The organism is Butyricimonas sp. BSD2780061689_150309_C8 (assembly GCF_015560935.1).
GTDB lineage: Bacteria > Bacteroidota > Bacteroidia > Bacteroidales > Marinifilaceae > Butyricimonas > Butyricimonas paravirosa.
In genome coordinates, this window is the sequence record NZ_JADMSV010000003.1 from 160839 (window position 1) to 185395 (window position 24557).

Annotated in this window: 20 protein-coding genes; 4 read left to right on the forward strand and 16 right to left on the reverse strand. The window is 42.1% G+C overall.

Going from position 1 to position 24557, the window contains the following annotated elements; translation table 11 throughout:
* A partial coding sequence (locus I2I33_RS05090) for a PD-(D/E)XK nuclease domain-containing protein (protein WP_195666746.1) occupies positions 1-189 on the forward strand: 189 nt, incomplete at its 5' end.
* A gap of 80 nt (positions 190-269) precedes the next feature.
* Here the strand turns inward: I2I33_RS05090 and I2I33_RS05095 are convergent.
* From I2I33_RS05095 to I2I33_RS05105, 3 genes are all read right to left on the reverse strand, one after another.
* Positions 270-938, reverse strand: a complete 669-nt coding sequence (locus I2I33_RS05095) for a potassium channel family protein (RefSeq protein WP_087419573.1) — start codon at positions 936-938, stop codon at positions 270-272.
* Between the two features lie 82 nt (positions 939-1020).
* On the reverse strand, positions 1021-2835 hold the full coding sequence (locus I2I33_RS05100; RefSeq protein ID WP_087419572.1) for a TrkH family potassium uptake protein: 1815 nt from the start codon (positions 2833-2835) through the stop codon (positions 1021-1023).
* A gap of 183 nt (positions 2836-3018) precedes the next feature.
* A complete protein-coding gene (locus I2I33_RS05105; RefSeq protein ID WP_027200508.1) occupies positions 3019-3387 on the reverse strand; it encodes a DMT family protein in 369 nt (122 codons plus the stop codon).
* 108 nt (positions 3388-3495) lie between these two features.
* Between I2I33_RS05105 and I2I33_RS05110 the strand changes: the two genes are divergently transcribed.
* Together I2I33_RS05110 and I2I33_RS05115 are read left to right on the forward strand one after the other, a co-directional pair.
* A complete protein-coding gene (locus I2I33_RS05110) occupies positions 3496-4332 on the forward strand; it encodes an AAA family ATPase (RefSeq protein ID WP_087419571.1) in 837 nt (278 codons plus the stop codon).
* Positions 4333-4432: 100 nt separating this feature from the next.
* Complete coding sequence (locus I2I33_RS05115) at positions 4433-5389, forward strand: DUF4435 domain-containing protein (RefSeq protein ID WP_183312879.1); 957 nt, start codon at positions 4433-4435, stop codon at positions 5387-5389.
* Here I2I33_RS05115 and I2I33_RS05120 read toward each other — a convergent pair.
* Together I2I33_RS05120 and I2I33_RS05125 are read right to left on the reverse strand one after the other, a co-directional pair.
* Complete coding sequence (locus I2I33_RS05120; RefSeq protein WP_087419570.1) at positions 5386-6654, reverse strand: carboxypeptidase-like regulatory domain-containing protein; 1269 nt, start codon at positions 6652-6654, stop codon at positions 5386-5388. The two genes, I2I33_RS05115 and I2I33_RS05120, sit on opposite strands and share 4 nt — an antisense overlap.
* A complete protein-coding gene (locus I2I33_RS05125; protein WP_229782389.1) occupies positions 6641-7219 on the reverse strand; it encodes an RNA polymerase sigma factor in 579 nt (192 codons plus the stop codon). Before I2I33_RS05125 ends, I2I33_RS05120 begins: the two co-directional genes overlap by 14 nt.
* Positions 7220-7333: 114 nt before the next feature.
* On the opposite strand from I2I33_RS05125, the gene I2I33_RS05130 reads away from it, so the two are divergent.
* Positions 7334-9175, forward strand: coding sequence for a YfbK domain-containing protein (locus I2I33_RS05130; protein WP_087419569.1), 1842 nt, complete (start codon positions 7334-7336; stop codon positions 9173-9175).
* A 56-nt stretch (positions 9176-9231) separates the two neighbouring features.
* Here the strand turns inward: I2I33_RS05130 and I2I33_RS05135 are convergent, their stop codons facing one another.
* The 11 genes from I2I33_RS05135 to I2I33_RS05185 all read right to left on the reverse strand — a co-directional run bounded on the left by I2I33_RS05135 (position 9232) and on the right by I2I33_RS05185 (position 24556).
* Positions 9232-9921, reverse strand: coding sequence for a DUF4163 domain-containing protein (locus tag I2I33_RS05135; RefSeq protein WP_087419568.1), 690 nt, complete (start codon positions 9919-9921; stop codon positions 9232-9234).
* A 71-nt stretch (positions 9922-9992) separates the two neighbouring features.
* On the reverse strand, positions 9993-11291 hold the full coding sequence (locus I2I33_RS05140) for a thioredoxin family protein (RefSeq protein ID WP_087419567.1): 1299 nt from the start codon (positions 11289-11291) through the stop codon (positions 9993-9995).
* On the reverse strand, positions 11291-11722 hold the full coding sequence (locus I2I33_RS05145; protein WP_087419566.1) for a hypothetical protein: 432 nt from the start codon (positions 11720-11722) through the stop codon (positions 11291-11293). Before I2I33_RS05145 ends, I2I33_RS05140 begins: the two co-directional genes overlap by 1 nt.
* Before the next feature lie 27 nt (positions 11723-11749).
* Entirely contained in the window at positions 11750-12373 is a 624-nt protein-coding gene (locus I2I33_RS05150; RefSeq protein ID WP_087419565.1) for a fasciclin domain-containing protein, read from the reverse strand.
* A 6-nt stretch (positions 12374-12379) separates the two neighbouring features.
* Complete coding sequence (locus tag I2I33_RS05155) at positions 12380-13909, reverse strand: RagB/SusD family nutrient uptake outer membrane protein (RefSeq protein WP_087419564.1); 1530 nt, start codon at positions 13907-13909, stop codon at positions 12380-12382.
* Between the two features lie 2 nt (positions 13910-13911).
* Positions 13912-17376 (reverse strand): SusC/RagA family TonB-linked outer membrane protein, encoded by a 3465-nt coding sequence (locus tag I2I33_RS05160; RefSeq protein WP_229128198.1) that lies wholly within the window; start codon positions 17374-17376, stop codon positions 13912-13914.
* 166 nt (positions 17377-17542) lie between these two features.
* A complete protein-coding gene (locus I2I33_RS05165; protein WP_140402539.1) occupies positions 17543-18706 on the reverse strand; it encodes a FecR family protein in 1164 nt (387 codons plus the stop codon).
* 118 nt (positions 18707-18824) lie between these two features.
* Positions 18825-19361, reverse strand: a complete 537-nt coding sequence (locus I2I33_RS05170; RefSeq protein WP_087419561.1) for an RNA polymerase sigma factor — start codon at positions 19359-19361, stop codon at positions 18825-18827.
* Between the two features lie 109 nt (positions 19362-19470).
* Positions 19471-20154, reverse strand: coding sequence for a DUF4163 domain-containing protein (locus tag I2I33_RS05175; protein WP_087419560.1), 684 nt, complete (start codon positions 20152-20154; stop codon positions 19471-19473).
* A 287-nt stretch (positions 20155-20441) separates the two neighbouring features.
* On the reverse strand, positions 20442-23249 hold the full coding sequence (locus I2I33_RS05180; protein WP_087419559.1) for a M16 family metallopeptidase: 2808 nt from the start codon (positions 23247-23249) through the stop codon (positions 20442-20444).
* A 5-nt stretch (positions 23250-23254) separates the two neighbouring features.
* Complete coding sequence (locus I2I33_RS05185; protein WP_162613696.1) at positions 23255-24556, reverse strand: thioredoxin family protein; 1302 nt, start codon at positions 24554-24556, stop codon at positions 23255-23257.
* Position 24557: the final 1 nt, after the last annotated feature.

The window sequence follows — 24557 nt, forward strand, 5'->3', positions numbered from 1 at the left end:
TTGAAAACCAACGATTACATTTACATCATGGAATTTAAACTGAATGGCAGTGCCGAAGAGGCCTTGCAACAAATCCACGACAAGCATTACGCTCAACCATTCCAATCAGACAAGCGCAAGATATTTAAAATTGGCGTGAACTTCAGTTCGAAAACAAGGAATATCGAGAAATGGATCGTGGAGTCATAACGCTCGGATCCATCCCGACAAGAGACAATTCGAAAATAGATTTATTTCACAAATTGTCTCTTGGCTATGGCTCACCTGGGTCAAGCAATCTGGATTCCAAGTTTTCGGAAGCTCTTCGGGTGACCGAAAAGTACAAACACGTCCTTTTCGATAAAAACGGTATCATCGGACGGGTTATTCATCACCAATGATTTATCGATTTTGGCATCATAGCGTTTTAAGGCTATCAATTTTAACCCGAATTCTTCCTCGAATTTCGCATCACCTAATTTTCGCCCGATAAAACGGGGTGGAATTTCCCACTCGATAATCAAATGATCGTCATCAACAACATAGGAATCTATGGTTGTCCCCAACTCCACTTTGGTCGCGAAGAAATCGGCATACTCCCATTCCGGATTGATGGTCTCCGTGATTCCCATAGACTTCAGAATCACCTTGTGTACTGGCGAAATAGCCCGTGCCACGATACGTTTCACGCCAAACTGTTTCAATAGTGCAATCACGAACAGAGAGGTTCCGAAATCTTTCCCGAACACCACAAACACCACGTCCACTTCGGTCAAAGGCAATGTTTGTAATGCCTGTTCATTTTTCACATCCAATGCCACGGTATTCGTGATGGAATCCTTGTATAAATTAATCTTACTGATGTCGGAATCCACTCCCAACACCTCGTTTCCCCGTTTAGTCAGACGTTGCGATAATGCAAGCCCAAAATTACCTAATCCAAATACGATACACTTCATAATAATTGAAAATTGAGAATTGAAAATTGAGAATTGAAAATTGAAAATGTGAGACGGAGCCTAGTTTTCGATTTTCAATTGATTAAACGATTACAGTTTCATCCGGGTACGTGTAAAGTTTCACTTCCTGATGACGGATGAAACAAGCCAAAAGGGTGATTAAGCCTACACGTCCGACAAACATGGTGAGGGCAACGATCATTTTACTTGCCACACATAAATGGGGCGTCAAATCCAAAGTCAACCCCACTGTCCCCAAGGCTGAAACGACCTCGAAAACGGCTTGAGTCAACGTTGCCTTCGGTTCCAGTATCACGATGACAAAAACTGCCAGGATGATCCACAGGATGGAGAGCATGATGATGGAATGCGCCCGGTTCACGTTCTCCCGGGTGAGTTGACGATGCGCAATAACAACCCGATCGTTCCCCACGAGATTCGCCCATATATTTTTTAAAGCAATCACGAAGGTTGTCACCTTGATACCACCCCCCGTGGACATCGGAGCCGCACCGATCCACATCAAGACAATCGTGAGGAAGATTGTCGGAACGTGCAACATGGACATATCCACGTTGTTAAAACCTGCCGTACGAGGGGTTACAGCTCCCATAAACGAAGTGGCAAATTTTCCCGTGAATGACATTCCGTCCAACACGTTATGATTTTCAAATATCCAGAACAAGGCTGTACCCACAACAAGCAGGATTAAAGTGGTCGGTAACACGATTCGCGTTGTCGTACTCACGATACGAGGTTCGTGGATCACCTTGTAATTCATACCCAACAGACATTTGATCTTATTCCGAATACCATAATGCAGGAGTCGCCCGTAATTGAACAAAATCGGGAATCCAATACCACCAAATATAATCAAAAAAGCCAAAATGACTTGCAAACCATACAAATGCCTGATCAAAGGATCATAGAGATTGCCCGGCAACGTGGAGAATCCGGCATTACAGAAAGCCGAAATACCATGAAACAAGGCGAAAAAGAGTTTATTGTCAATTCCTGCAACATCCTGCACTTGCATGTAGACGAGGTAAACACCAATTCCCTCGATGATAAACGTGGTCAGAATGATATACACGACCGTCCGGAAAATATCGCTCAAAGATGCCTCGTTCAACAGGTTTTTCATCATGAACTGATCGTGAAAGGAGGTCCCACTCAAAAATGACATGGCAAAAAAGCTGGTAAAGGTCATCACCCCAATTCCCCCGACCTGAATCAGCATGAGCAGCACGACCTGCCCGGTCAACGTGAAAGTGGTACCGGTGTCAACGACCGTCAACCCGGTCACACACACGGCACTTGTCGAGGTAAACAAAGCGTCTGTGAAACTGATTCCCTCGTACGTGGCATTAGGCAAACCTAATAAGACAGCCCCGAATAAGATAATAAATAAAAAACTCGCGGCAAAAAGAACTTCCGCTTTTACCCGACTTCGCAAAACAACAAATATCTGTTTCGAGAGTTGTATGATACTCAATAGCAAGACGACACCATACGTCAGAATCCGTTCGACTTTGAAAAGGAAGGGATTGGTTGCCTCGAAATCCGGTCGGTCAAAATGTTTGGAGAACAAGGTCAAGGCAAACAGGAAAAGTAACACCAACACTTCTATCCAAAATCCTTTTTCCGCCCGCAGCAACTTGAAATTAAACAGGAACCGTAACAAGCCAAGAACTACGAAAAGACGAACTATCGCTCGATAGGTGTAGTATATCTCATGAGAATAATCAGCCGGCATATCAAAGCCGAAACGATAAATGACTAGAACAAGCGCGAGAAAAGAGGCTAGGAATAATAGCACATTACTCACCAGTTCAACAATCTGTTTTACAGACTTATAAATCTTTCTCGCTCGATAGCGGAATTCCACTGAAAACATAACACCAACTTTTTTTTAATAAATAACGTTAAGCAGTTACCGCAAGTTACATAAATCACCGACATTTTTTATCGTTTCCCGCCTAACCTTACTATTTATTTCTGACAATATTTTCAGCCACGGGAGATACAGGGAACACGCCGTGTATTCCCAATATCCCAAAAGATTATTTTTACAAATTTACTATTTCATGAATACAAAGTAAACTGCCAGTACCAAACAAACACAAGCAGCCAAGTGATTCCATTGGAAAGTCACGCCTTTGAAGAAAAGCATGGAGAAGATAATGAAAATAGTCAGTGTGATTACTTCCTGAACCACTTTTAATTGCATCAAGGAAAAAGGTCCCCCGTTCCCAATGAATCCCAAACGGTTAGCCGGAACTTGGGCACAATATTCAAACAAAGCAATACTCCACGAAAATAGGATTACCCCGAAGAGAGGCCAGTTATCTATCCATTTCATTTCCTGCAATTTCAGATGGCCGTACCAGGCAAAAGTCATGAACACGTTCGAAACAATCAGTAATAATATCGCATAAAGTCCTTGCATACTCTTTTATATTAATCCATGAAATGATTCGTAAAATCGACACAAAAGTATAAATTTTATTACCTTTGTTGATAACGATTTGGATAAACTTTATCAAGTAGCAGCAGTATGAAAGCGAACAAGATTCAGAAAATAGAGATCCGCAATATATGGGGAAAATATAATTTCCGGTGGGAAAATCTCAATCCCGACGTGAATATCCTGACAGGTATTAACGGTAGCGGGAAAACCACGTTCTTCAATATTATTGACGCCTTACTTTCGGCGGATATTAAACGCTTGAAATTGTACAACATCGAGGCAGAGGTCACTATTGATGACATCTTGATCAGTTTCCGGAAAGATAGTACCCTAGCATCTATAAGACAAAAGTTAGCCGGGGTGAACTATTTAAAGATAAGTACATTTGACGTACCTATCCGTGATCGTCGAAAAATGGGTAAAGAAGACAGTCCCCTGCTCAGCGAGTTAAAGGAAATCGTGTACAGCGTAGGCGAGAATAACAATTCGTTTTCTGATTACCGCCTTCGGGCCACGAATTTCCCGGATCAGGCAGAAAAGATCAACTGCAGGATTCGCAAATTTTACGACACGGTGAACCACCTGTTTGCCGGAACAGGGAAGACCATCGAGATTGACCCGATGACGAATCAACTGGTCTTCCGAGATGGCAATGAAATTATCCATCTTTACAAGCTATCGTCGGGAGAGAAACAATTACTAATTATTCTGCTCCGCGTGTTCCTGATGGACGAACAACCCTACATCCTGCTTATGGATGAACCGGAAATCTCGTTACATATCGAGTGGCAGTACCGCCTTTTTGAAGAAATTCAAAAACTGAACCCGCATTGCCAAATCATTACCTCTACCCACTCCCCGAGCCTGTTCGGTGATGGCTGGGGGGACAAGTTGGTATTCATCGAAGACCTATTGATTCACTAACCTGATCAATTTTAAATTTATGATTTTAGATTCCAATCCAGCTCTTTTAATCGTAGATTGATGGTCTTTTTACATTTTCAATTCTCAATTTTCAATTGTTATGTTTTCTCCTCCCGTATCTAAAGAAAAATATTATTATCATGCAGCCAAACGTTTTATGATGGACGCACAGCTCTTGCGTTGTAGGGCAGCTATTCACGTGGAAGATAAAGACGATATTGTTTTCTGGAGCAATATTTTCAAACATTTCCGCCCGAATGACCGGTTTCATTTTATCGCAGGTTCCCGGAACGAACGGGGTCATGAAACCAGAGGCGTGACGCAATGCCTGAAATATGTCAAATACTTGAACCCGAAGTTTTTTATCTGCATAGACAGTGACTACCGCTATTTGTTGCAAGAACAAGGGATTGACGTCAAACATTACATTTTCCAGACCTATACCTACTCTTTCGAGAACCATCATTGCTATGACAAGGGTTTGAACGAGTTATGCTACCGGATCACAACCCTACCTAACAACGTGTTCGATTTTCACCAATTTCTGAAAGAGTATTCGAATATCGTGTACAAATTATTCCTGTGGCATCTATATTTCCTAGTGGCAGATCCCAAACGATTCTCGATCGCCGATTTCAACGAACTGATTTCGTTTCAATGGCAACGTCGACCGGACATCCGCCAGAACGGACGCCACGAGTTAAACAAATTGAAAGGACGGATCGAACAAAAACTTGCCCAACTCCGGAAGAATTACCCCAAAGCGAACCTTTCCATTCTGGAAGAAAAATATCAAAAGATGGGGCTAACCCCGGACACCACGTATCTCTTTATCCGGGGGCATAATATTTATGATATGGTTTATATGCTAAACCGGGAAGTTTGTAAAAAGGTACTGAGGATCGCAAAAGATTCGTATTCCGGTTCACAACAACCGCCTCATGTCAACCTTTTCGGCTACCGGAACAGTATTGACGATCAATTGAAAAAGAATTTACATTTCGGGGCTTATCCCGCCATTCGCAAGATAGAGGAAGACGTTCATCTTCTATTCTAAGGTTTCCTCTCGGAAGGTAACACCACTAAGATGGCTTTATGGGATTCGCCATTCTGTCCAATCGTGAAATGAATACTGGCTTGTATTCGCTTACCGGATGGCGTGTTCTCCCATTTAGGCCCCTCGGCCAACAATCGAATAACCTCTTTATTGCTCTCCTTCGAGAAACCATCCTCTATGCGGATTCGGCTGGGGACTTTCTTCTTGTTTAACTCGAACGAAAGTATTACAGACCCCATTTTATTCGAATCCAAGTCTGCTTTCGGATAGCGTAAAGCTTTTTCCATATATTGATTGAAATGGAGAATATCATCTTTAGATACCAACGTATCAAGTGCAACATTTTGTAGACTGGTTATAGCAGAAACTCCCCTTATCTTTATATTGGACATTTCCACCTCTTTCTTTTTTGCAACACCATAACCGGTAACAACAACCTCATTCATTTCTTCTGCATCTTCTTCCATCTTCACTTGCAATTTGTCTCCCGCCTTAACCAAAATATGCTGAGATTTCATCCCGACAAAAGAAAAGGTAAGTAACCCCTCTGGTGTAGGAAGATCCAAACTAAAGTGGCCATTGGCATCCGTGACTACCCCCATCGTCGAGCCGGAAAGGAGTACAGTCACTCCCGCTAAAGGATTACCCTTTCCATCCGTTATTATACCCGACACGTGATTATCATTTACTTTCATTTTCCGGGTTACCAGTCGGGAAGTATCTTCCATCTGAACACTTGCCAAAGAAATTTCCTGATCAGCAAGTTCCTCCATCACCATCTCCCGTACAGAATCCTCTTTTCTTACCGCCCTGTTATCCGAGCGTAACAACTGTTTTTTATCGCCCGGAGGCACTGTCAAAGAATCCGTTTTATCAAATAAATCTATCGTGCTTCCACTTTCAAGTGTCAGTATCGCTCTCTCTTTGGTTTTCACCGAATCAGATAATTGAGCAACTGCCATCACGGGTACATCAAAAGTTTTCTCTTGCCGGGTAAACCACCATGTCCCGCAAGCTAGCAAAATAGCAAACGAGGCTGCAATATACATCCATGTCCGTTTTTGTTTACGAGATGAACGGGAGCGCTCGTTCAACTGGCGCTCCAGACGAATCAGACCATCAAGAGGATCACCGGGAGTCGAAGTCAACCCCTCCAATGCCTCGAACAAGAACGGATCGGACAAAGCCTCCCGCTCCATACGGTTAGCAGCCTTACCTTTCCGGTTGCCATGCAGGTATTCTTTTATGTCGTCAATCCGTTTCATTTGATGTTATTCCTTTACGTTCCAAACACAATTTCAAGTTCCGTTTCCCATTCTGGATAAAACTCTTTACCATTTTCGAAGAAAAACCCGTGCGTTCTTCCACTTCCTTGTACGAAAGTTCATTCAGGAAGAAATATTTCACGCTGACACGTTGTCTTTCAGGTAATCCCTCGATACATTCCCGCAACGATTTCTCTCGATTCTCCCTCTCGTTTACAACAGTAAGATGAAAATCATCGCAAAATTCCATAAAAGAATCGTCTAAAGAAACGGACAAATTTTTACTCCGTTTCCGGATTTCCATCAAGCAGTTATTGCGAATACAAGTATATAGCCAAGCTTTGAAGGATTGTATTTCCGTCTCTTTTACCTTCACAATCAATTCTTCGAATAGTTGCATAACGGCATCCTGCGCATCTTCCGGTCGCTTCAGATACTTTAAGGCTACCCCGTATACCAAGGGCATGTATCTTTTATAAGCCTCCACGAAATACGCCAAGTCACCGCTTTCACAATATCGTTTCAGCAGTTCCTCATCCGTTATATTTTCTTGACCCCGCTTCACTATTTATACATTGATTTTTACAAATATAAGAATTAAAAAAATTCTCTCTAAAGATTTATGGAATTTCTTTTCGTCTGTCATCTTAGGATAAAATTAATTAAAAAATAACAGCTTATGAAAACAAATAGCTTTCTAAAGAAATTAGCATGGGGATTAGTTATATTCATTGGATTATCCAATGTCGTTTCAGCCCAAAAGATTCAAGTGAGTGGTAAGGTGATGCTTGCCGCAGACAGTTCGGCATTACCCGGGGTAACCATTCTCATTAAAAACACGAATATAGGCGTAGTCACCAATTCGCAAGGGGATTACACGATACAGGCGAATGTAGGAGATACCTTACGATTCAGTTTTATCGGGCTAGAAGTTCTATATATTCCAGTAAAAGAGAAGACATTAAACGTTTACCTGAATACAGACGACGAAACGGCAATGGTAGGCGAATGCATTGTTACCGGATACGAAACCACACATCACGCAAGAGCCGTGCTTAAACTCCGTTCCGGGATGCCCGTAACGTTAGCTTCCGAGCAAAACACGGAAGAGTATAACGAATTCGCCACCAATCGCTTCCTGTTGTCATTGGATGAACCTCTTTCCACGTTCTCGATCGATGTGGACAACGCAGCTTATTCTAATGTACGACGTTTTATTAATCAAGGAACACTTCCTCCAGTCGATGCCATACGCACGGAAGAGTTCCTGAATTATTTCGCTTATGATTACCCCGCCCCACGAGGAAATGACCCGGTAAGTATCACCACCGAGGTTTCCTACGCCCCATGGAACACGCAGCACAAACTGGTACATATCGGGATCAAGGCAAAAGAAATTGCCACGGAAAACCTTCCGGCCTCGAATCTTGTATTCTTGATTGACGTATCCGGTTCCATGGATTTCTCCAACAAACTCCCGCTGTTGAAATCATCTTTGAAATTACTCGTGAAACAACTTCGTCCACAAGATCGAGTAGCGATTGTTACTTACGCAAACCAAACAAAAGAAGTACTTACCTCTACCCCGGGAAGTAATAAAGCCAAAATTCTGGCTGCCATCGATGGATTATATGCCAGTGGCGGTACTGCCGGTGGAGATGGAATCCAAAGAGCCTACCGGGTTGCCGAAAACAATTTCATTAAAGGGGGAAATAACCGCATTATCCTAGCCACAGACGGAGATTTTAACATCGGCATTTCTTCACCCAAAGAACTAGAAAAGATGATTGAAACAAAACGGGCTACCGGTATATACCTGACAGTTTTAGGTTTCGGAATGGGAAATTATAAAGACAACCGAATGCAGGTTCTCGCAGAAAAAGGAAACGGGAATCACGCTTATATTGACAACCTGACGGAAGCGAAAAAAGTATTAGTAAACGAATTCGGAGGAACTCTTTTCACGGTTGCCAAAGACGTGAAGATTCAAGTGGAATTCAATCCGGCTAAAGTTCAAGCTTATCGTCTGATCGGTTACGAAAGTCGCCTGCTGGAAGCGAAAGACTTCAACGATGACACGAAAGATGCCGGAGAAATGGGAGCCGGACATAGCGTTACTGCCTTGTACGAAATCATCCCGGTCGGGGTTAAAAGTAATTTTGCTCCCACCATTGACCCGCTGAAATACCAGAAAACAGGAAAAGATGAAAAGCAAACCCTAACGGATAGTCCGGAATTATTAACCGTGAAGCTTCGCTATAAACAACCGAACTCGCATAAAAGTTCTAAAATGGAAGTAGCCGTTATCGACAAAGATACACCTATAAAAAAGAGTTCCGAGAATTTCCGTTTCTCTGCAGCTGTTGCCGGATTCGGGATGTTATTACAAAATTCGGATTATAAGAACAACTTAACATTCGATAACGTTATCGACCTCGCCAAACAAGCCACAAGCTATGATCCGGAAGGGTATCGAAAAGAATTTATCCGGCTGGTTGAAAGTGCTGCCTTACTAAAATGAACAAAACAAAATTGGCCGGAAAGCTTTCCGGCCAATTTTTATAAAGCAATATCACTTTATTTAATCAACAAATCGTTTTTCAATGCCGTCCGAGGAACAGCAACTTCAGCCACCCCACAAGCATAAGCCCCCAGAACATATTGCCCATAAGTGAAACAAACCGAGGTTTTGTTAAAGTTAACGGCCGTCACATCTTTCAACGTGGGATCTGTCGTGAAACAACCTTCTGGATTCTTGAAATTCGCTTTCAACTGGGTATTAATCTGAGTCTCGTTAGTATAATTCAGAATCTCCTGATTCGTCAAGAATTTCTGATTCTGCACGTCATAATTGAAGGTATAGAAATTCGTTATTCCATGCGCACCGCCCGTGAAAGTGTAAACAATCAAGCGCACACTCACGTATTGGTCGTTTGCAATAAACACGCTATCCCCCACCTGCAACTCGTATATCCATGCAGGACGTTCTTCTCCCGATCCCTGCCATGCTTGGAAAAATTCATTCGCATCAGTCTTCAAGCTATCCTGCAAATCATTCACGAACTTCTCAATCTTCTTGTTCAATACCTCGCAACTTTTATTCACGTTCGCATCAGCAGACGAGAACATAGAACGATTTACCGTAATGTCCCAATTCTCAGAATTCGCCGTAACCTTTTCATTCTTCACGTTTAAATCCTGAACCTTCGGCTGGCATCCTATAAAAACGAATGCCATAAAAACAGCCATAATTAGTGTACTTTTCATTGTGTGTTTTGTTTTTTGTGTGTATTATACAAATGTATAAAATTTAAACACGACCTTGTACGAACTATTTATTATTTTTTCAACAAATCCAACTTCGCCAATTTTCTCTTCAAAGACATCTGAATACCCCTTTGAGTCATTTGATGTTCCAATTGCATAGACTCCATAAAAGCTTGATTATAACACTTTTTCGCCTCATCATATTTCCCTAACTCCCGCAAAGCATCTCCAAGCAAGACTATCAAATTTAGTTTATTCATCAACGGAACATTAGGAGTCTTCAACGCTTCAACAATCCATTGGGAAGCCTTCTCATGCCATTCATTCGAAATCTTACCTCCAGTAGCTTCATACAAAGTCTGTACGGCACTACCATAATCCACGTCATTAGCTTCTTTTCCTAATGCATGAATATATTCCTCTTGTAGATCCATATAGGCTTTAACATCTTTCTTATAATAAATCAAATATTCTCCCTCATACATATATCTGATTCGATCGTAAGGACTTACAGCACGCTCAGGCATCAAATCATAAGCCAACTTCAGATCACCATTCACGCGATCCAAGTATTTTTTATATTCCATTTTCCCCGCCCGAGCCAAACGTGACATTATTTTATTATTGTATTCCAACAAATAACCAGCCGGAGCATTGCCTACTTTCTCCTTATATTCTGCCAGATGATCGATCATCTTTTCCAAAAAAGGATCTTCCTGCCCGTCTATTTTGTGAAAAGTACGAATAATTCTAAAGTCATCCTTATTGACCATTTCTTCTATAGGCTTCTTATCAATATACTTCTTGTACAAATCCTCCACCCTAGTGATCCACTTTTGCTTATCCACGGCTTTCTCCTGTATCCCGACAAATCCCGGGGCTCTCTCCAACAACTGTTGTAATAAATTCAAATCTTTTGAATTAGATTTATATTTACTATACAACGCTTCAAAACTCATCTCTTCACCCGCAGCAACTCTACCGGCTACAATAAAATCGTCCACTCCCATTGTACCTGAAACAGAGGAAATTAATTTTCCATCAGCTTGCATAAATACCAATGTTGGCAATGAACTTACTTTGTATTTTCGAACATAAGTTTTATTGGTAGCGTCTTCCGTATTCACTTTAACACTAATGAATTTTTCATTATAGTACACGCCGACCTCATCTTTCGAAAATACTTCTTTTGCTAATTGTTTACATGGTCCACACCAGTCCGCATAGAAATCAACAAACACGAGTTTACCTTCTTTCTTAGCAACTTCCAAAGCCTGATCCAAAGAGCCTTCAAAAAAACGAATCCCTTGTCCGGACACGTTCCCTCCCAATAGGAAGAAACAAACGATACTAAAATATAACGTTTTCATTATTTTTCTTTCACAATAAATGTATAAACATCTGTTAACACCGCACTATAATCTTCATTAGATAAATAAAGTGACACTACATATCTACCAACAGGTAGTTCCGTGTAAAGAGGCAATTCCATTCTTCCACCCCCACGCACTTTAAACTCTTTCAAGAAAATAGTTTCAGCCTCTACGGAAGGAGCTTTCACGCCCGACAATTTATAGCGTATAGGAGCCGTACCCAAAACGCCTTGTATATTATCCGTCAACCACGGGATCTCCTTTTCAACCCGATTTTTATCATCAACATTTGTCATATCTAATTCTTTACGAATTATCAATGAATCAATTCCGTAACTCGCATTTTCTGTCTTTAAATACCCGATTTTAGTATCGTGACATCCAACAAAAAACAACACTCCGAATAAAAGTAAATATATCTGTTTCATCTTGGTAAAATTCACATATTACAACGATTAAAGCTCTCCTAAAGTATAATTCGGGTGCAGAGAATGTACTACCCCGGTTGTAGGCTCAATGTTACAAGAAGCAATGTCAATATCCACCAAAGTTCTCATCGAACGAATTTTGATGATTACGGCTCCCACATCAATTACTCCATTATAAGGTAATTGTTCCGTGTACACCCACATTTCATTCTTGTTATCTTCTCCGTACATTGTCATGCCTCCAGAAACACTCCCCATGTTAATCGTACCGCGAGGGATATCGTTCAACATCGTTTTACCTTTTACCACATGAGTCATCACATATTTACGACACTCTTCCGGACTTAAATCTTTCAGACGTTTCGGAACTCCCGTTCCCCCTTCCAGCATCCACCGACGAATGGAATTATTCGTCGGTCCCCAAAAGGTAATCTCCTCGTATCCTTCCACTTCCCCGTTAAACAAATCCTGTAATCCAGCCCGGTCAATCATGATAATTAATGAATCCCAATTATAAGAATCCGAATGAAAATAATCATACATTGTCCCGTCAAATTTCCCGTTAGCTAATCCCGTATTATTCATATTGTAATCCGTTGTACAGGATACAATAGTTAACACTATACTAATTGCCAATAGTATCTTTTTCATATATCATTAATTTTCAAATTTAAACCAATACTGATTTTGTCTCAGAATATCATTCATTGTAAAAGCTTTCGTATGAATCGGTAGGTACAGTACTCCATCTTGAATATCTTGTTTCGTTAGCTCTGCATATACCGGATCTAACTCTATCAAGTAATTATTACGTACGACATCATAGTAACGATGTCCCTCATAGAGTAACTCTTTTTCACGCTCACGGAAAATCGCCATACGAATATCGCTTTCCCCTGCAGCCGGATATTCCGTTGCTTTAGCCCGACGACGGATCACATTTAAATCATCTTTAGCACGAGAATCATCCAGTTTAGCGTAACATTCTGCACGTAACAAATAAATGTCGGCCAAACGCCACATCACATAATCCGCTTTTACACTAATCATATTCACGGATCCCGTAACGGTTGTTTTATAATAACCTTCTCTCCATTTATACACGTAAGCATATCCGCCAGTAGTAGCCGTATTCACTCCTGCCATCGAATCCAATTTATAGAAAAAGCTATTACGACGTTCATCCTTTTCTTCGTACATTTCTTGGATACGGGAAGCTTTCACACAGTAAGAACGAGTTTTTACCGCCGCGGGGGTCGCTGTCGTGTTTACCGGCCAAGTGGTAAAAAAACGAGCCAACGATGTTGTCATCGGATAAGCAGAAGCGTACTCGTCAAATGCCAAAGAAAAAATATTTTCACTTCCATACCCACTCAAAGTATTAACACACAAACTTTCCACAGAAGTCTCCAAACTATATGCTCCAGCCCGCCCTTCAATCAACTCGGTAGCCCAATGAATAGACTCTTCATAAGCCTCCTTCGCATCATCATTCCAACCATATAAATCTATCATAGAACCTTTCCACGCATAGGCATGTGCAAGCAAAGCAGTGGCAGCCCCTTTACTCCCATATTGCTTTGTTGCTAAAGGCTTTCCACTTAAATCGATCAGATTTTCGTATTTCCCCAAAATTCCCTCAGCCAATTTCCCATTACGAATTGCCTCCGCCAAAACTTCTTCTGCCGTACTATTCCCCAGCATTGCTTGTGATTCACTATCCTTCGTAATCACGGCATTTCCCCAATCACGAGCTAAACAATAGTACATATATCCTTTAGCAAAATAGGCTTGCCCCAAATAGAAATTCTTCCGATCCTCAGTCAAATCCCCTACTCGATGAATATTATCCAGAATTAAATTGGCAAAATGAATCACGTTATAATGTATATTCCAATTGGTTCCGACCCCATTAACCACAGCCGTCGGTAACAATTTTTTTACATCATTATTGGTAGCAGAAGACGTGTAATCATAAATTAATCCCATTTTTACATGCATATTCTCTGCCGCACCCAATGTTTTCATAAAACTATGCATCTGAGCATTTATAGCATTCAAATCTTCTTCACTTTTAAAGAAATTCGTAAAAGTGATTTCATTCTCCGGAGTAACATCTAACACACTATCACACGAGGAAAAAAACATTCCCCAAGCCATTATAACAAGTACGCATATCTTCTTCATGATTAAAAGTTTAAAGTTAAACCTAACGTGAATTTACGTGCCAAAGGATAATTTGAGAAATCATCAATTCCTCCCCTCGCCGGATTTACTGTTTCAGGATCCAAACCGGAATAGTTCGTCAACAAAAACAAGTTCTCTCCCGTCAGGAACAATCTAATCCCTTCTATATTCACCCTTTTCAGCCACTCTTTAGGTACATTATAACCTAACGTCAATTGTTTCAAGCGCAGATGATGAACATTCTCAATGTTTGAAGCATAACACCCATCGAACTGGCCCACGTACCCGTATGATCCCATAAGAGCGGGATAGTCAGCCTTATCTCCCGATTTTGTCCAAAACGTCGCATCTGCCACATTCGTAAACAAAGGTTTATCCTTATATCTCAAGGAAGTGTAACTAAGTGGTGTTGCGTACGCATTCATAATATGACGCCCGATACTATACGTGAACATCACATTCAAATCAAATCCTTTCCACGTAAGTTCACTCGCAATACCACCATGAGCAATGGGAAGAGCCGAATCCACGTACACCATATCGTCCTCATTGATCCTTCCGTTCCCATCCACGTCTTCGATCATTCTCAATCCCGGTACAAAAGGTTGGGTTGGTGATCCACTTGACAAGGGATTCTTATTTCCCCATCGGTCTACAAAAACCGGAATATCCTCTTCACTCTCGATAATTCCTAAGTCATTATAAGCGTATACACCATACACCGGACGTCCGATAACAACCGTACCCAAATCCATCCCCGTGTTAGATTTTTCAAAACGACTCCAGTTTCTGGAAATATTAAATCGAGCACGCCAAGTAAACGGACCATCTCGGAAAATATCAGCAAGAGCTTCTAATTCCAACCCCTCGTTAGAGATCTCTAGAACGTTTTGTAAAGCCTGCGTGTGGTAATAAACATTTCCGGGTAATTCAACTAACTGTAACAAAGAAGAAGAATATTTATAATAATAGTCCAATTTCAATTTTATCCGGTAATCAAACAAATCCACGTCCAAACCGATATCATATTGATCAGATTCCTCCCATGTCAGATCACTGGCTAACATGGTTGTCGGCACAACTCCCATCACACCCATAAAACTATTACTTGCCTTCAATGTTCCCTGAGCTAAATAAGGATCACGAAAAGCTTTTCCTTGTTTACCCCAAGAAGCCCGTATCTTTCCGTAACTCAACCACCAAAATCTATCCATAAAAGATTCTTCCGAGAAAGCCCATCCAACAGCGACAGAAGGAAATGTCGCCCAACGCACATTCTCTCCGAATACCGAAGAACCATCACGACGAATCGTAAATTCAGTCAAATATTTCTTGTTATAGTTATATGCCAAACGTCCAAAGTAACTCAACATAATAGATTCCTCGAAATCTGACTTATAATCTTTCATCGCGGTGGCAGTTCCGTTTATATCTATAATATCTTGAAAATCAGCTGTCACGTAATACAAGTCATCACTTGGAGCCCCTTTACCCGAACCACTCAAAGCATCAGAAGACTCCCGCGTATAGGCCAATCCCAATAAAACATCTATATTATGTATCTCATTAAAAGATTTATTATAGCGAAGAAGATTCTCGTTCGTGAACATCGTGGAACTCCCCGTTTCTCCGGTTGACTTACTCAGATTATCTTGATTCAAATAACTCGGTTCAAACGCATTTTTCTTAGATTGAGAGAAGTCGATTCCTAAAGTTGTCGAGAAATCCAATCCGGTAAGGATATTATAAGTTAATCCCATATTCGCACGGACACGATAGGTATAATTCTTTTCTGAAGTCTCGTTCAAACGTTTCAATACCTCATCCAACACAGAACCACTACCAGGAAGAAGGGAAGAATTTACTTTCGGGTCAACTGTCAATCCTTCGAAAGCTGTTGCTTGACTAAAAGAGGTATTGGCAGCACCCTTACTTCTATCCGTGTAAGCCAAATAAAGACGAGCATCCAATGTCAGTTTCTCTCTAGGAATAATTTTTAGGTTACTAATCATGTTCACACGAGAAAAATCACTACCCAACATAATTCCACTCTCATCATACCATCCCAATCCAACCATATATTGGAAATTCTCGGTACCTCCAGATGCCTGCAAATTCGCATTCAGAATTTTACCTGTCCGGAAACTATGTTTCCACCAGTTCGTTGCATTATTATAAAATGGATTTAAACTATCATGCAAGATACGATCTCCATCAATAAACGAATCACTGATCTTTTTACCATTATTCCAAAAATAATCATACACGCCACCGGTTCCGTATACACTCTCGTAAGAATCAGGCAGGATATATCCGTAAGTCGCCCGATCTTGATAACCAACCCGTCTTGCTCGCAACGCTTGAATATGAGCCAATCGCTCTCCATGCCCGATTACCTGATAAGGTGTTTTCGGAAGGATAGACCAAGATTGAGACACGTTAGCCGTAAACTTTCCTCGACCGGCACGTCCTTTTTTTGTTGTAATCAAAATAACTCCATTACTAGCACGGGAACCGTACAAAGCGGCAGAAGCAGCATCCTTCAACACTTCCACCGATTCAATCGTAGACGGGTCAATTTCGGCCAATGTATTCGTACCTGTTACCGGAGAGGTAAATGAATTTACCGGAACACCATCAATCACGTACAAAGGAGAATTATCCGTCATCCCGTTCATCAACGAGTTATAACCACGAATAGCAACCTGAGAACCACCACCACCAGGAGAACCGGAAATATTATTCACCTCAACCCCTGCCATATGCCCCTGTAATAAAGTCTCAAGACTGGCAGAAGGTAACTCGTCCAAATCCTCAGCTTTCACGGAAGAAACAGAACTGATTAATTCTCGTTTTTTACGCTCGCCATAAGCTACAACAGTCACCTCATCCAAATCGGAAACCTCTTCCTCCATAACCACATTAACCACATTCTCTTTGTCTAAGGAAACTTCTTTTGTCTTCATCCCGACGAACGAAAATACCAATACTTTCGTCGAAACAGGCACTTCCAACTTGTAAGAACCACTAACATCCGTCACAACTCCGATAGTCGTTCCCTTTATGTAGACAGAAACTCCCGGCAAGGTCATTTTCTGTTTATCAACGACCGTTCCAGATATGATTCTCTTTTTTTGTTCCGCTATTGACTGGGCAATCTCGTTAGCTGGTCTCTTTTTAATCACGACTACATTTTTCTCCAAAGAATAAGTATACTCGGTCTTCTGCAAGCAAACACTCATCACACTGTCAATCGACACATCTTTCACGTCAATCGTGATTTTCCCGATTTTATTCACCGCATCCATACTATATACGAACGTCATACCGCTTTGCTTCTCCACGGCAAGAATAATATCCAACATCGAAGCATTTTCCCGCTTCAATGTCAACTTCTCCCCCTGTGCAAACGTATTACTGAATACACCTCCACCTAAAACAAGGATCAGACACAAGCATAATTTCATGCACATAGTATTTTTTCCCCTTTTTTTATCGTGCAGGAGCCACGACCAAAAGTTTTTTTTCATAACTTTGAAGAATTAAATTGATTTTAATTTAAGCAAATGGGTTGCAGGAAATAATCACCACAAAATTTCCTCTACCCGTTTTTTATTTTACACACGCATAATATTAACTTCCACTCATTACAGTTAATATTCTTCCCTTAATGGAAAATTTCACTTCACCTGTCAATTCTAGTATTCTTAACAAAGAATCCACATGTTCATATTTTTCCAATTTGAGACCAAACTGTTTATCTGCAATATCAGGATTCTGATAGAAAATATCGAAATCATACCAACGAGCCATTTCCTGTAAAATATCATCCAAACGTTCGTTTTCAAAAACAAAAACCCGTTCCTTTCGCAAACGATAATTATCTCCATTAATTTCCCGGTAGGAGAAGTCTCCCGTATTCTTATGAAAAACAGCCTGCATATTCGGACGTAGTACATTATCTTTCACACTAACCACCCCTTCGACTAAGGAGGTTTCCACCACATCCATATCATCATAAGCTTTCACGTTAAAACTTGTCCCCAACACCTTTACATCAAGCGATGTCGTTTTCACGTAGAATGGACGAGAGGGATCATGATGCACTTCAAAATAAGCCTCCCCCGACAAGTATACCTCACGCTTATTTCCTTTAAAACGTGTTGGGAAACGAATCTCCGAATCTGCAAACATCCAGACGTCAGTCCCATCCGCCAATTTCAAATTATATTCTCCACCTCTCGGAACAATTATCCGATGATACTCAATTTTATCATCAATGATACTATCTATTCCGGAATAATTCAATCCTTGCCCTTCCTCCAAAGTTACCCCGAATTCATTTAATTCTTTTGCTATATTTCTAACCGTATCCAAATCCACAAACAGTCCTCCTGGCAATTCCAATATTGTTTTATGACTTTCGAAATAAGCATCCACGATATATTGCGGACGTTCTAACTCCTCCACACGACCAATATACCAAACAGAAGCAGCAACCATCAAAGGTAACATCAATATCGCAGCATACCAGAACACGTGGTAAATTTTCCCGTGTACCTTTCTTCCGGTTACTTTTCGAATTTTATCCCAACTTTTATTCGCATCAAATGATTCATAAATAGCCTGTTTATCTGCTATATTCTTTTGATCACTAATTTTTGTCAAAAGTTGAGTCCCGTCCGAAGATTCCTCCAAACTCTTTTCCAACTCCAACATCTCCGTATCCGAAAGATCTCCTTTCAAATACCGGGTAATTCTCTCCGCTAATTCTATTGACTTTCTATATTTTTCCATCTGTTTATTACCTTTCACATCTCTAATATGCAAAAAACAAACTTAGGGGTGACTCGAAAATCAATTATTTTTCAATTTTCACCATCATCCAACAACAAAGCACTATAAATCAACAATATCAAAGATTCAATAGCATTAAGAACAGAACAAACAAATGTTGTAATTCTTCTCGCAAAAAAGCGTAGGCCTTCCTTTTTTGTGTTTTAACCGTGTTTACAGAAATATTTAATTTTTCAGCAATTTCTTCTTGCGAGTAACCCACCATACTCAATTCCACAACTCGCCTTCGTTCTGGAGGTAATTTATCAATTGCCGCTATGATTTCACGATGAACCTCTTCTTCTATAATTGCATTCAATGCCGACTCCGTATCATCTTCAATCCCGGGGTCCACGTCTTCACTTACCTTATGCTGCCGCAAATAAAAAAGAGCGTTATTGTACAATGATTTGTAAAGATAAGCTTTAAAATACACCATATCCGAATAAATTCCCCGCTTCTCCCAAAGATTTATAAATGTCTCCTGCACTACATCTTCCACCGCTCCATGATCCGAAATATAACGTTTAACAAAAGCACATGACGACTTAAAGAAACTGTCAAACAGCTTTTTAAATGCTCGCTCATCTCCCTTATTAAATTGGTACAATAACATATCACTCCATCAATTCAAGCCTGCAAGATATGACTTTTTTCAAAAATATCAATGCAAAAAAAGAGCGATCCTTTCGGATCGCCCTCGTCTTCCCTACAATTCTCCCTATCTATTTCAACAATAAATCACCTTTCAATAACATACGGGGTACGGATATTTCCGCCGCTCCACAATAATGGGCCCCTAAAACCAGCGGGTTATAAGTAAAGCAAATATCACCTCCCGAAAAATTTACCGTGGTTACATTTACCAACGTGGGAATTTCCGAGAAACAGTTCTCCGGATTCTTGAAATTCCGTTGAATCTGCTTGTCAATCTCAGCACTCTTGTCATAATTCAGGATACTCTCCGGACGCAAAAACTTCTTGTCCTTCAAGCTGTAATTGACCGCATAGTACTCCGTCAGCCCGTTAGCCCCTCCTGTCAACGTGTAAACCGCAAGACGAACACTGATATAATGACGATCCGCCATGAACACGCTATCCTTAACATCCAATTCAAACGGGATCATCGGCTCTTCCTTCATCTCCCGTGCCTTTTGCAGGTACTCGTTCAATTGTGCCTTTAAATCATTTTGCAAGCTGTCAATCAACCGGGAAATCTCCCCGTTCACGGCCTTACATCCTTGTTCCACCTCGGCTTTTTGAGAGGTAAACACCGGATAGGCGATCGTAATATCAAACTCGTTGGTCTTGTGGGACAAAAAATCCTTCCCTATTTTTATCATTGCCTCCTCACATCCCGTGAAAAACAACGCCAACAATGCCACGACAAAAGTATAATTCCTCATCATCTCCTTTTCTGTTTCAATTCTGAGGGTATATACGGAGGCTATATACAAAAGTTCGGGTTAAGACCTAAAAAAATAGGAGGGTGTGTCAAAAGTCATTTTATCCTCAAAAAACTCCTCCGTCACTTCGTGCCACCTCCTCTATAAACAGAGGAGGAGCTGGTGACTCTTCCCGAAGACAGGAAGTATTTCAACTCTCCCTCTGTTTATAGAGGGAGTACCCCGAAGGGGGGAGGGAGTTTGAAAAATGACTTTTGACACTCCTCCTTTCACAAGTCACACTCTCTCCACTATTTTTCCCAATCGGATAGCGGGTTCACCTCTTCCGACTTTATTACCCAATCTCTTACTTTCACATTTTTCAAAAACTTCCGGGCTGCATTACGAACATCCTCGACCGTCATGCTTTCCAGCATCTTGTCAAAAGCCTTATGATTCGTGGCATCCACCTTGCTCTCGGCATAAGTATTCAAGACGTTCATCCAGTAGTCAATGCCGATATTCTCGCCCTGTTGATCCTGCATCCGCCGGATAGAGATCAGAATTGGCGACAATTCGCTCTCCGAGAAAAGCTCATCTTTACTTCTTTCCAACTCGTTATAAATGATCTCCTTCATCCGTTCCACCTTGTCCCGTTGCGTCTCGAAGCCCACCATTAAAGTGGCTTTACGATACGGGAAAGTCGTGCAGTTGGCATCCACGTTAACACCATACGTCGCACTCTCCTGCTCCCGAACGATCGCAAACAAGCGATTCCGTAACATCTGTCCCCAAATTGTCAAGGCCATTTGTTCCTTATCGGAAAACTTCCCATCATTCTCCAACATCAAATTCACCATTCCCTTGTCTCCCGGCATTACCACCTTGAACTCGCGGGCAATCGTGTCGGTATCCACGTCGTAATTACGAATGATATATTCCTCCTTCTTCCCCTTGCGAAAAGGCAGCGAGCCGATATATTCACACGTCAGGCGGGCGGCCTCGTCCCGGTCAATATCACCCACGATGCAGAACGTGAACTCTTTCGCATTCGAGAAACGTTCCCGGTAAAGCGACTTCATCCGCTCGAAATTCATCTTGTCGAAATAAGCCGCACCCCAATCCCGGTTACGATCGTCGATACGAGTCGTCAACTTCCGAATCGAATCCTGAACCAGATCCTGTGGGGTTTGACGACGATTCTCGTACATGTATTTAGCACGTTCCACGTACTTGTCAAACTGAGGTCTCTCGAAACGGGGTTCCTCGAACATCAGGTAATATAACTGGAACAACAACTCGGCATTGTCTGCTTTCGTACTACCAACAAAACCCTCCGTGTAATCACTCACCATCATGTTCAAACGAATCTGTTTACCCTGCACGAGATCCTTCAACGTGTTTAGGTCGTACTTGTATAGTCCGGACTTCATTGCCAAAGCCTGCATCGCTGCCAGCGTCGGTAAATCCTCAGCATCCACCACGGAACGCCCGCCATGACTGCTACAAGCCATGGAGAAGAAACCATTCCCCTCTTCCACGTACTTGTAAAACACCCTAGCCCCGTTGGATAATGTCCATTCTTCCGCCTTGAACCGGTCCAGCTTTTTCACCTTCTTGATCGTTCCCCCTTGGAGTTTCAGGTCAAATCCTTCCGGGGTCTTCCGCTCGATCGTTTCCGGCTGAATGTCCTTTTCAGCCACCTTCGCCATGACATCAAGCGCCTGATCCTTGGTCAAATACTTGTAATCCTTGTCATTACCGGACACCACGATAATCCGGTTCGAATCCGTAGCCCACGAATGAATCCAAGTGTTCATATCTTCCGGCGTGATCTCCAGCAAAGCCTCTTTCAAAACGTCCAACTCCTCGCTCTGCTCCCGGAAAGGTAAACCACTCAAAAAATGCGACTGGAACACGCTCACGTAATACTGGTTACTCTCCTTCTCTGCGGCTCTCTCCATCTTTTGCAATTCCTGAAAAAGCGCTTCCTGTACCCGTTCCACTTCCATGTCCGAGAAACCGAACCGTCGAATCTCCTCCCATACCGTCCACACCTGTTCAAACGCCTCGGCATCTTTATCTTTATAAGGAACGATGTCTAGCGAGAAGCCATTGTAATTCCGCACGAAAGACCCGAACTCTGCCGATGCACTCAAAAACTTCTCTTGGTTGGCATTCACGATACGTGCCAGCCGTTGTCCCCAGATCGCATTAAAAATGCGAGCCTTGAACGAGTAAGATTTCCGTTCCAGTTCATCCAAACCATTCACCCGGCGCGCCCGTTGATGGAAAGAAATCATCTTCGAGCGGTTTTCCGGATCCAAAATCAACATGTAATCCAAATCCGCCCGGTCGGGGATCTCCACCTCGTACCGTTCCAGCGGGTTCACTCGTGCCGGGATCTGCCCGAACATCTCTTTCACCTTGCTCTCGTACTCCACCTCGTCAACATCCCCCACGATAATCACGCATTGCAAATCGGGACGATACCATTTGTGGTAAAATTCACGTAACACGTCGTACGGGAAACTTTTCAATAACTCCACCGTACCGATCACGTTCCGCCGGGCATACTTCGTGTGGTTATACACCACGGGAGCGCTCCCCTCTTGCAAACGTCGTCCCACGTCATAATGACTTCTCCACTCCTCGATAATCACGCCCCGCTCGTCATCAATATCCTTCTCTTTTAGTAAAATCTCGTTACACCAGTCCTTCACGATAAACATACACGTATCGACCAATCCCCCGTCAGCCGTGGGCACATCCTCGATATTATACACGGTTTGATTGATACCAGTCCGGGCGTTAAACGTGAAAATACCTTTTCCCCTCAAGTAAGGCATCACGCCTTCCGGGAAATGAGTCGTCCCATTAAAGGCCATGTGTTCCAGAAAATGCGCCAAACCGTTTTCATGATCCTCTTCCAGGATGGAACCCACGTTCTGCAACAGGTAAAAACTCACCCGCCCCGGCTCAGCCTTAGAATGTTTCACGTAATAAGTCAACCCGTTCTCCAACTTCCCGTAACGTAACCCCTCCATCCCTTCCTGCGCAACCAAGGAAGAAAAGGCTGTAAAAAGAAATATAATAATAGTAAATAATAATCTCCTCATACCTTCTATTTTGCTAATTCAAGCGATTGTAATTTACGTTTCATGATCATTTGAATCTGTGCTGAACGCATTTTATTCTCGATTTGCAAAGCCTCCATGTAACCTTGATTATAAGCTTCCTTTGCCTTATCGAACTGTTTCAACGCCTTATACGTATCTCCCAGCATGGTCACGAAATTAATCCGGTCAATCAACCCCGTACCCTCGTACTGCATGGCCTTCACCAACCAATCCCTCACTTGCCCGAGTTGCTCGTTATTCAATTTCCCTTTACTCATGACGTACATGTTCTGGGCTATCTCCCCGTAATCATTCGCCCCCACCTGACCCCCTAGCGCGGCGAGATACTTATTCATCAGTTCCACGTATGATGCCGCATCCTTTTTATAGGCCAACAAGTACATCCCGTCATAATAATACTTGAACTTCTCGTAAGGAGTCAGCGCACCCGTGGGCATGATCGCGTAAGCCGCCTCCAGATCCCCGTTAATCCTTTCCAAGTATTTCTTGTACTCCTCCTTACCGGCTTTCGACAACTGCTCGATAATCTTGTTATTATACTCTACCAGCAAAATTCCGGGAGCCTCACCCAGTTTGTTCATGTAAGCCTCCAAATTCTTTGCCATAAAATTCATCACGGCATCATCCTTCACGTTCTTCTTGTTGAACTTGCTCACGATCTGGAAATCCTCCTTGTTGATAAAATCCGGTCCCATCTTCATTTTGGCATATTCAGCATACAATTTATCAATCCGCACGATCCACTTCTGCGCCTCCATCCCCTCTAAACCACCCACGTAATCCGGGGCCTGTTTCAAAACCAGCTGCATATCGGCCAAATCCTTCTTCGACTTTGCCCGGTCATACAACTTCTCGAAACTCAACTGCTCCCCGCAAACCACCCTGGCTGCATTCAGCAAATCAGCTTTCTCCCTCGCTCCCGCCAACCGGGAAGCGACACTAGCATCCGCCTTGAAGAAAATCAACGTCGGCAGTACCGTCACGTTAAAATTCCCCGCCGTTTCCTTCTGCCATCCCTCCTTCTCCACGTCAATCTGCATACACACGAACTTATCATTCATGTATTTTCCCACTTCTTCATCCGTAAAAACCTTCTCTGCCATCTGTTTACACGGTCCGCACCACGTGGCATAGAAATCCACGAACACCAGCTTATTTTCCTGTTTTGCCTTTGCTAACGCCTCGTCAAAAGTTCCCTTGAAGAAACTAATCCCTTGGGAAGAGGCAGATACGCTCCACCCCATCAACAGGGTGAAGCATATCATCATTATGTATTTTCTTGTCATT

Coding starts and splice junctions, on each gene's coding strand:
- I2I33_RS05095 (WP_087419573.1), bottom strand. CDS start 938: ATGAAGTGTATCGTATTTGGATTAGGTAATTTTGGGCTTGCATTATCG.
- I2I33_RS05100 (WP_087419572.1), bottom strand. CDS start 2,835: ATGTTTTCAGTGGAATTCCGCTATCGAGCGAGAAAGATTTATAAGTCT.
- I2I33_RS05105 (WP_027200508.1), bottom strand. CDS start 3,387: ATGCAAGGACTTTATGCGATATTATTACTGATTGTTTCGAACGTGTTC.
- I2I33_RS05110 (WP_087419571.1), top strand. CDS start 3,496: ATGAAAGCGAACAAGATTCAGAAAATAGAGATCCGCAATATATGGGGA.
- I2I33_RS05115 (WP_183312879.1), top strand. CDS start 4,433: ATGTTTTCTCCTCCCGTATCTAAAGAAAAATATTATTATCATGCAGCC.
- I2I33_RS05120 (WP_087419570.1), bottom strand. CDS start 6,654: ATGAAACGGATTGACGACATAAAAGAATACCTGCATGGCAACCGGAAA.
- I2I33_RS05130 (WP_087419569.1), top strand. CDS start 7,334: ATGAAAACAAATAGCTTTCTAAAGAAATTAGCATGGGGATTAGTTATA.
- I2I33_RS05135 (WP_087419568.1), bottom strand. CDS start 9,921: ATGAAAAGTACACTAATTATGGCTGTTTTTATGGCATTCGTTTTTATA.
- I2I33_RS05140 (WP_087419567.1), bottom strand. CDS start 11,291: ATGAAAACGTTATATTTTAGTATCGTTTGTTTCTTCCTATTGGGAGGG.
- I2I33_RS05145 (WP_087419566.1), bottom strand. CDS start 11,722: ATGAAACAGATATATTTACTTTTATTCGGAGTGTTGTTTTTTGTTGGA.
- I2I33_RS05150 (WP_087419565.1), bottom strand. CDS start 12,373: ATGAAAAAGATACTATTGGCAATTAGTATAGTGTTAACTATTGTATCC.
- I2I33_RS05155 (WP_087419564.1), bottom strand. CDS start 13,909: ATGAAGAAGATATGCGTACTTGTTATAATGGCTTGGGGAATGTTTTTT.
- I2I33_RS05160 (WP_229128198.1), bottom strand. CDS start 17,376: ATGAAATTATGCTTGTGTCTGATCCTTGTTTTAGGTGGAGGTGTATTC.
- I2I33_RS05165 (WP_140402539.1), bottom strand. CDS start 18,706: ATGGAAAAATATAGAAAGTCAATAGAATTAGCGGAGAGAATTACCCGG.
- I2I33_RS05170 (WP_087419561.1), bottom strand. CDS start 19,361: ATGTTATTGTACCAATTTAATAAGGGAGATGAGCGAGCATTTAAAAAG.
- I2I33_RS05175 (WP_087419560.1), bottom strand. CDS start 20,154: ATGATGAGGAATTATACTTTTGTCGTGGCATTGTTGGCGTTGTTTTTC.
- I2I33_RS05180 (WP_087419559.1), bottom strand. CDS start 23,249: ATGAGGAGATTATTATTTACTATTATTATATTTCTTTTTACAGCCTTT.
- I2I33_RS05185 (WP_162613696.1), bottom strand. CDS start 24,556: ATGACAAGAAAATACATAATGATGATATGCTTCACCCTGTTGATGGGG.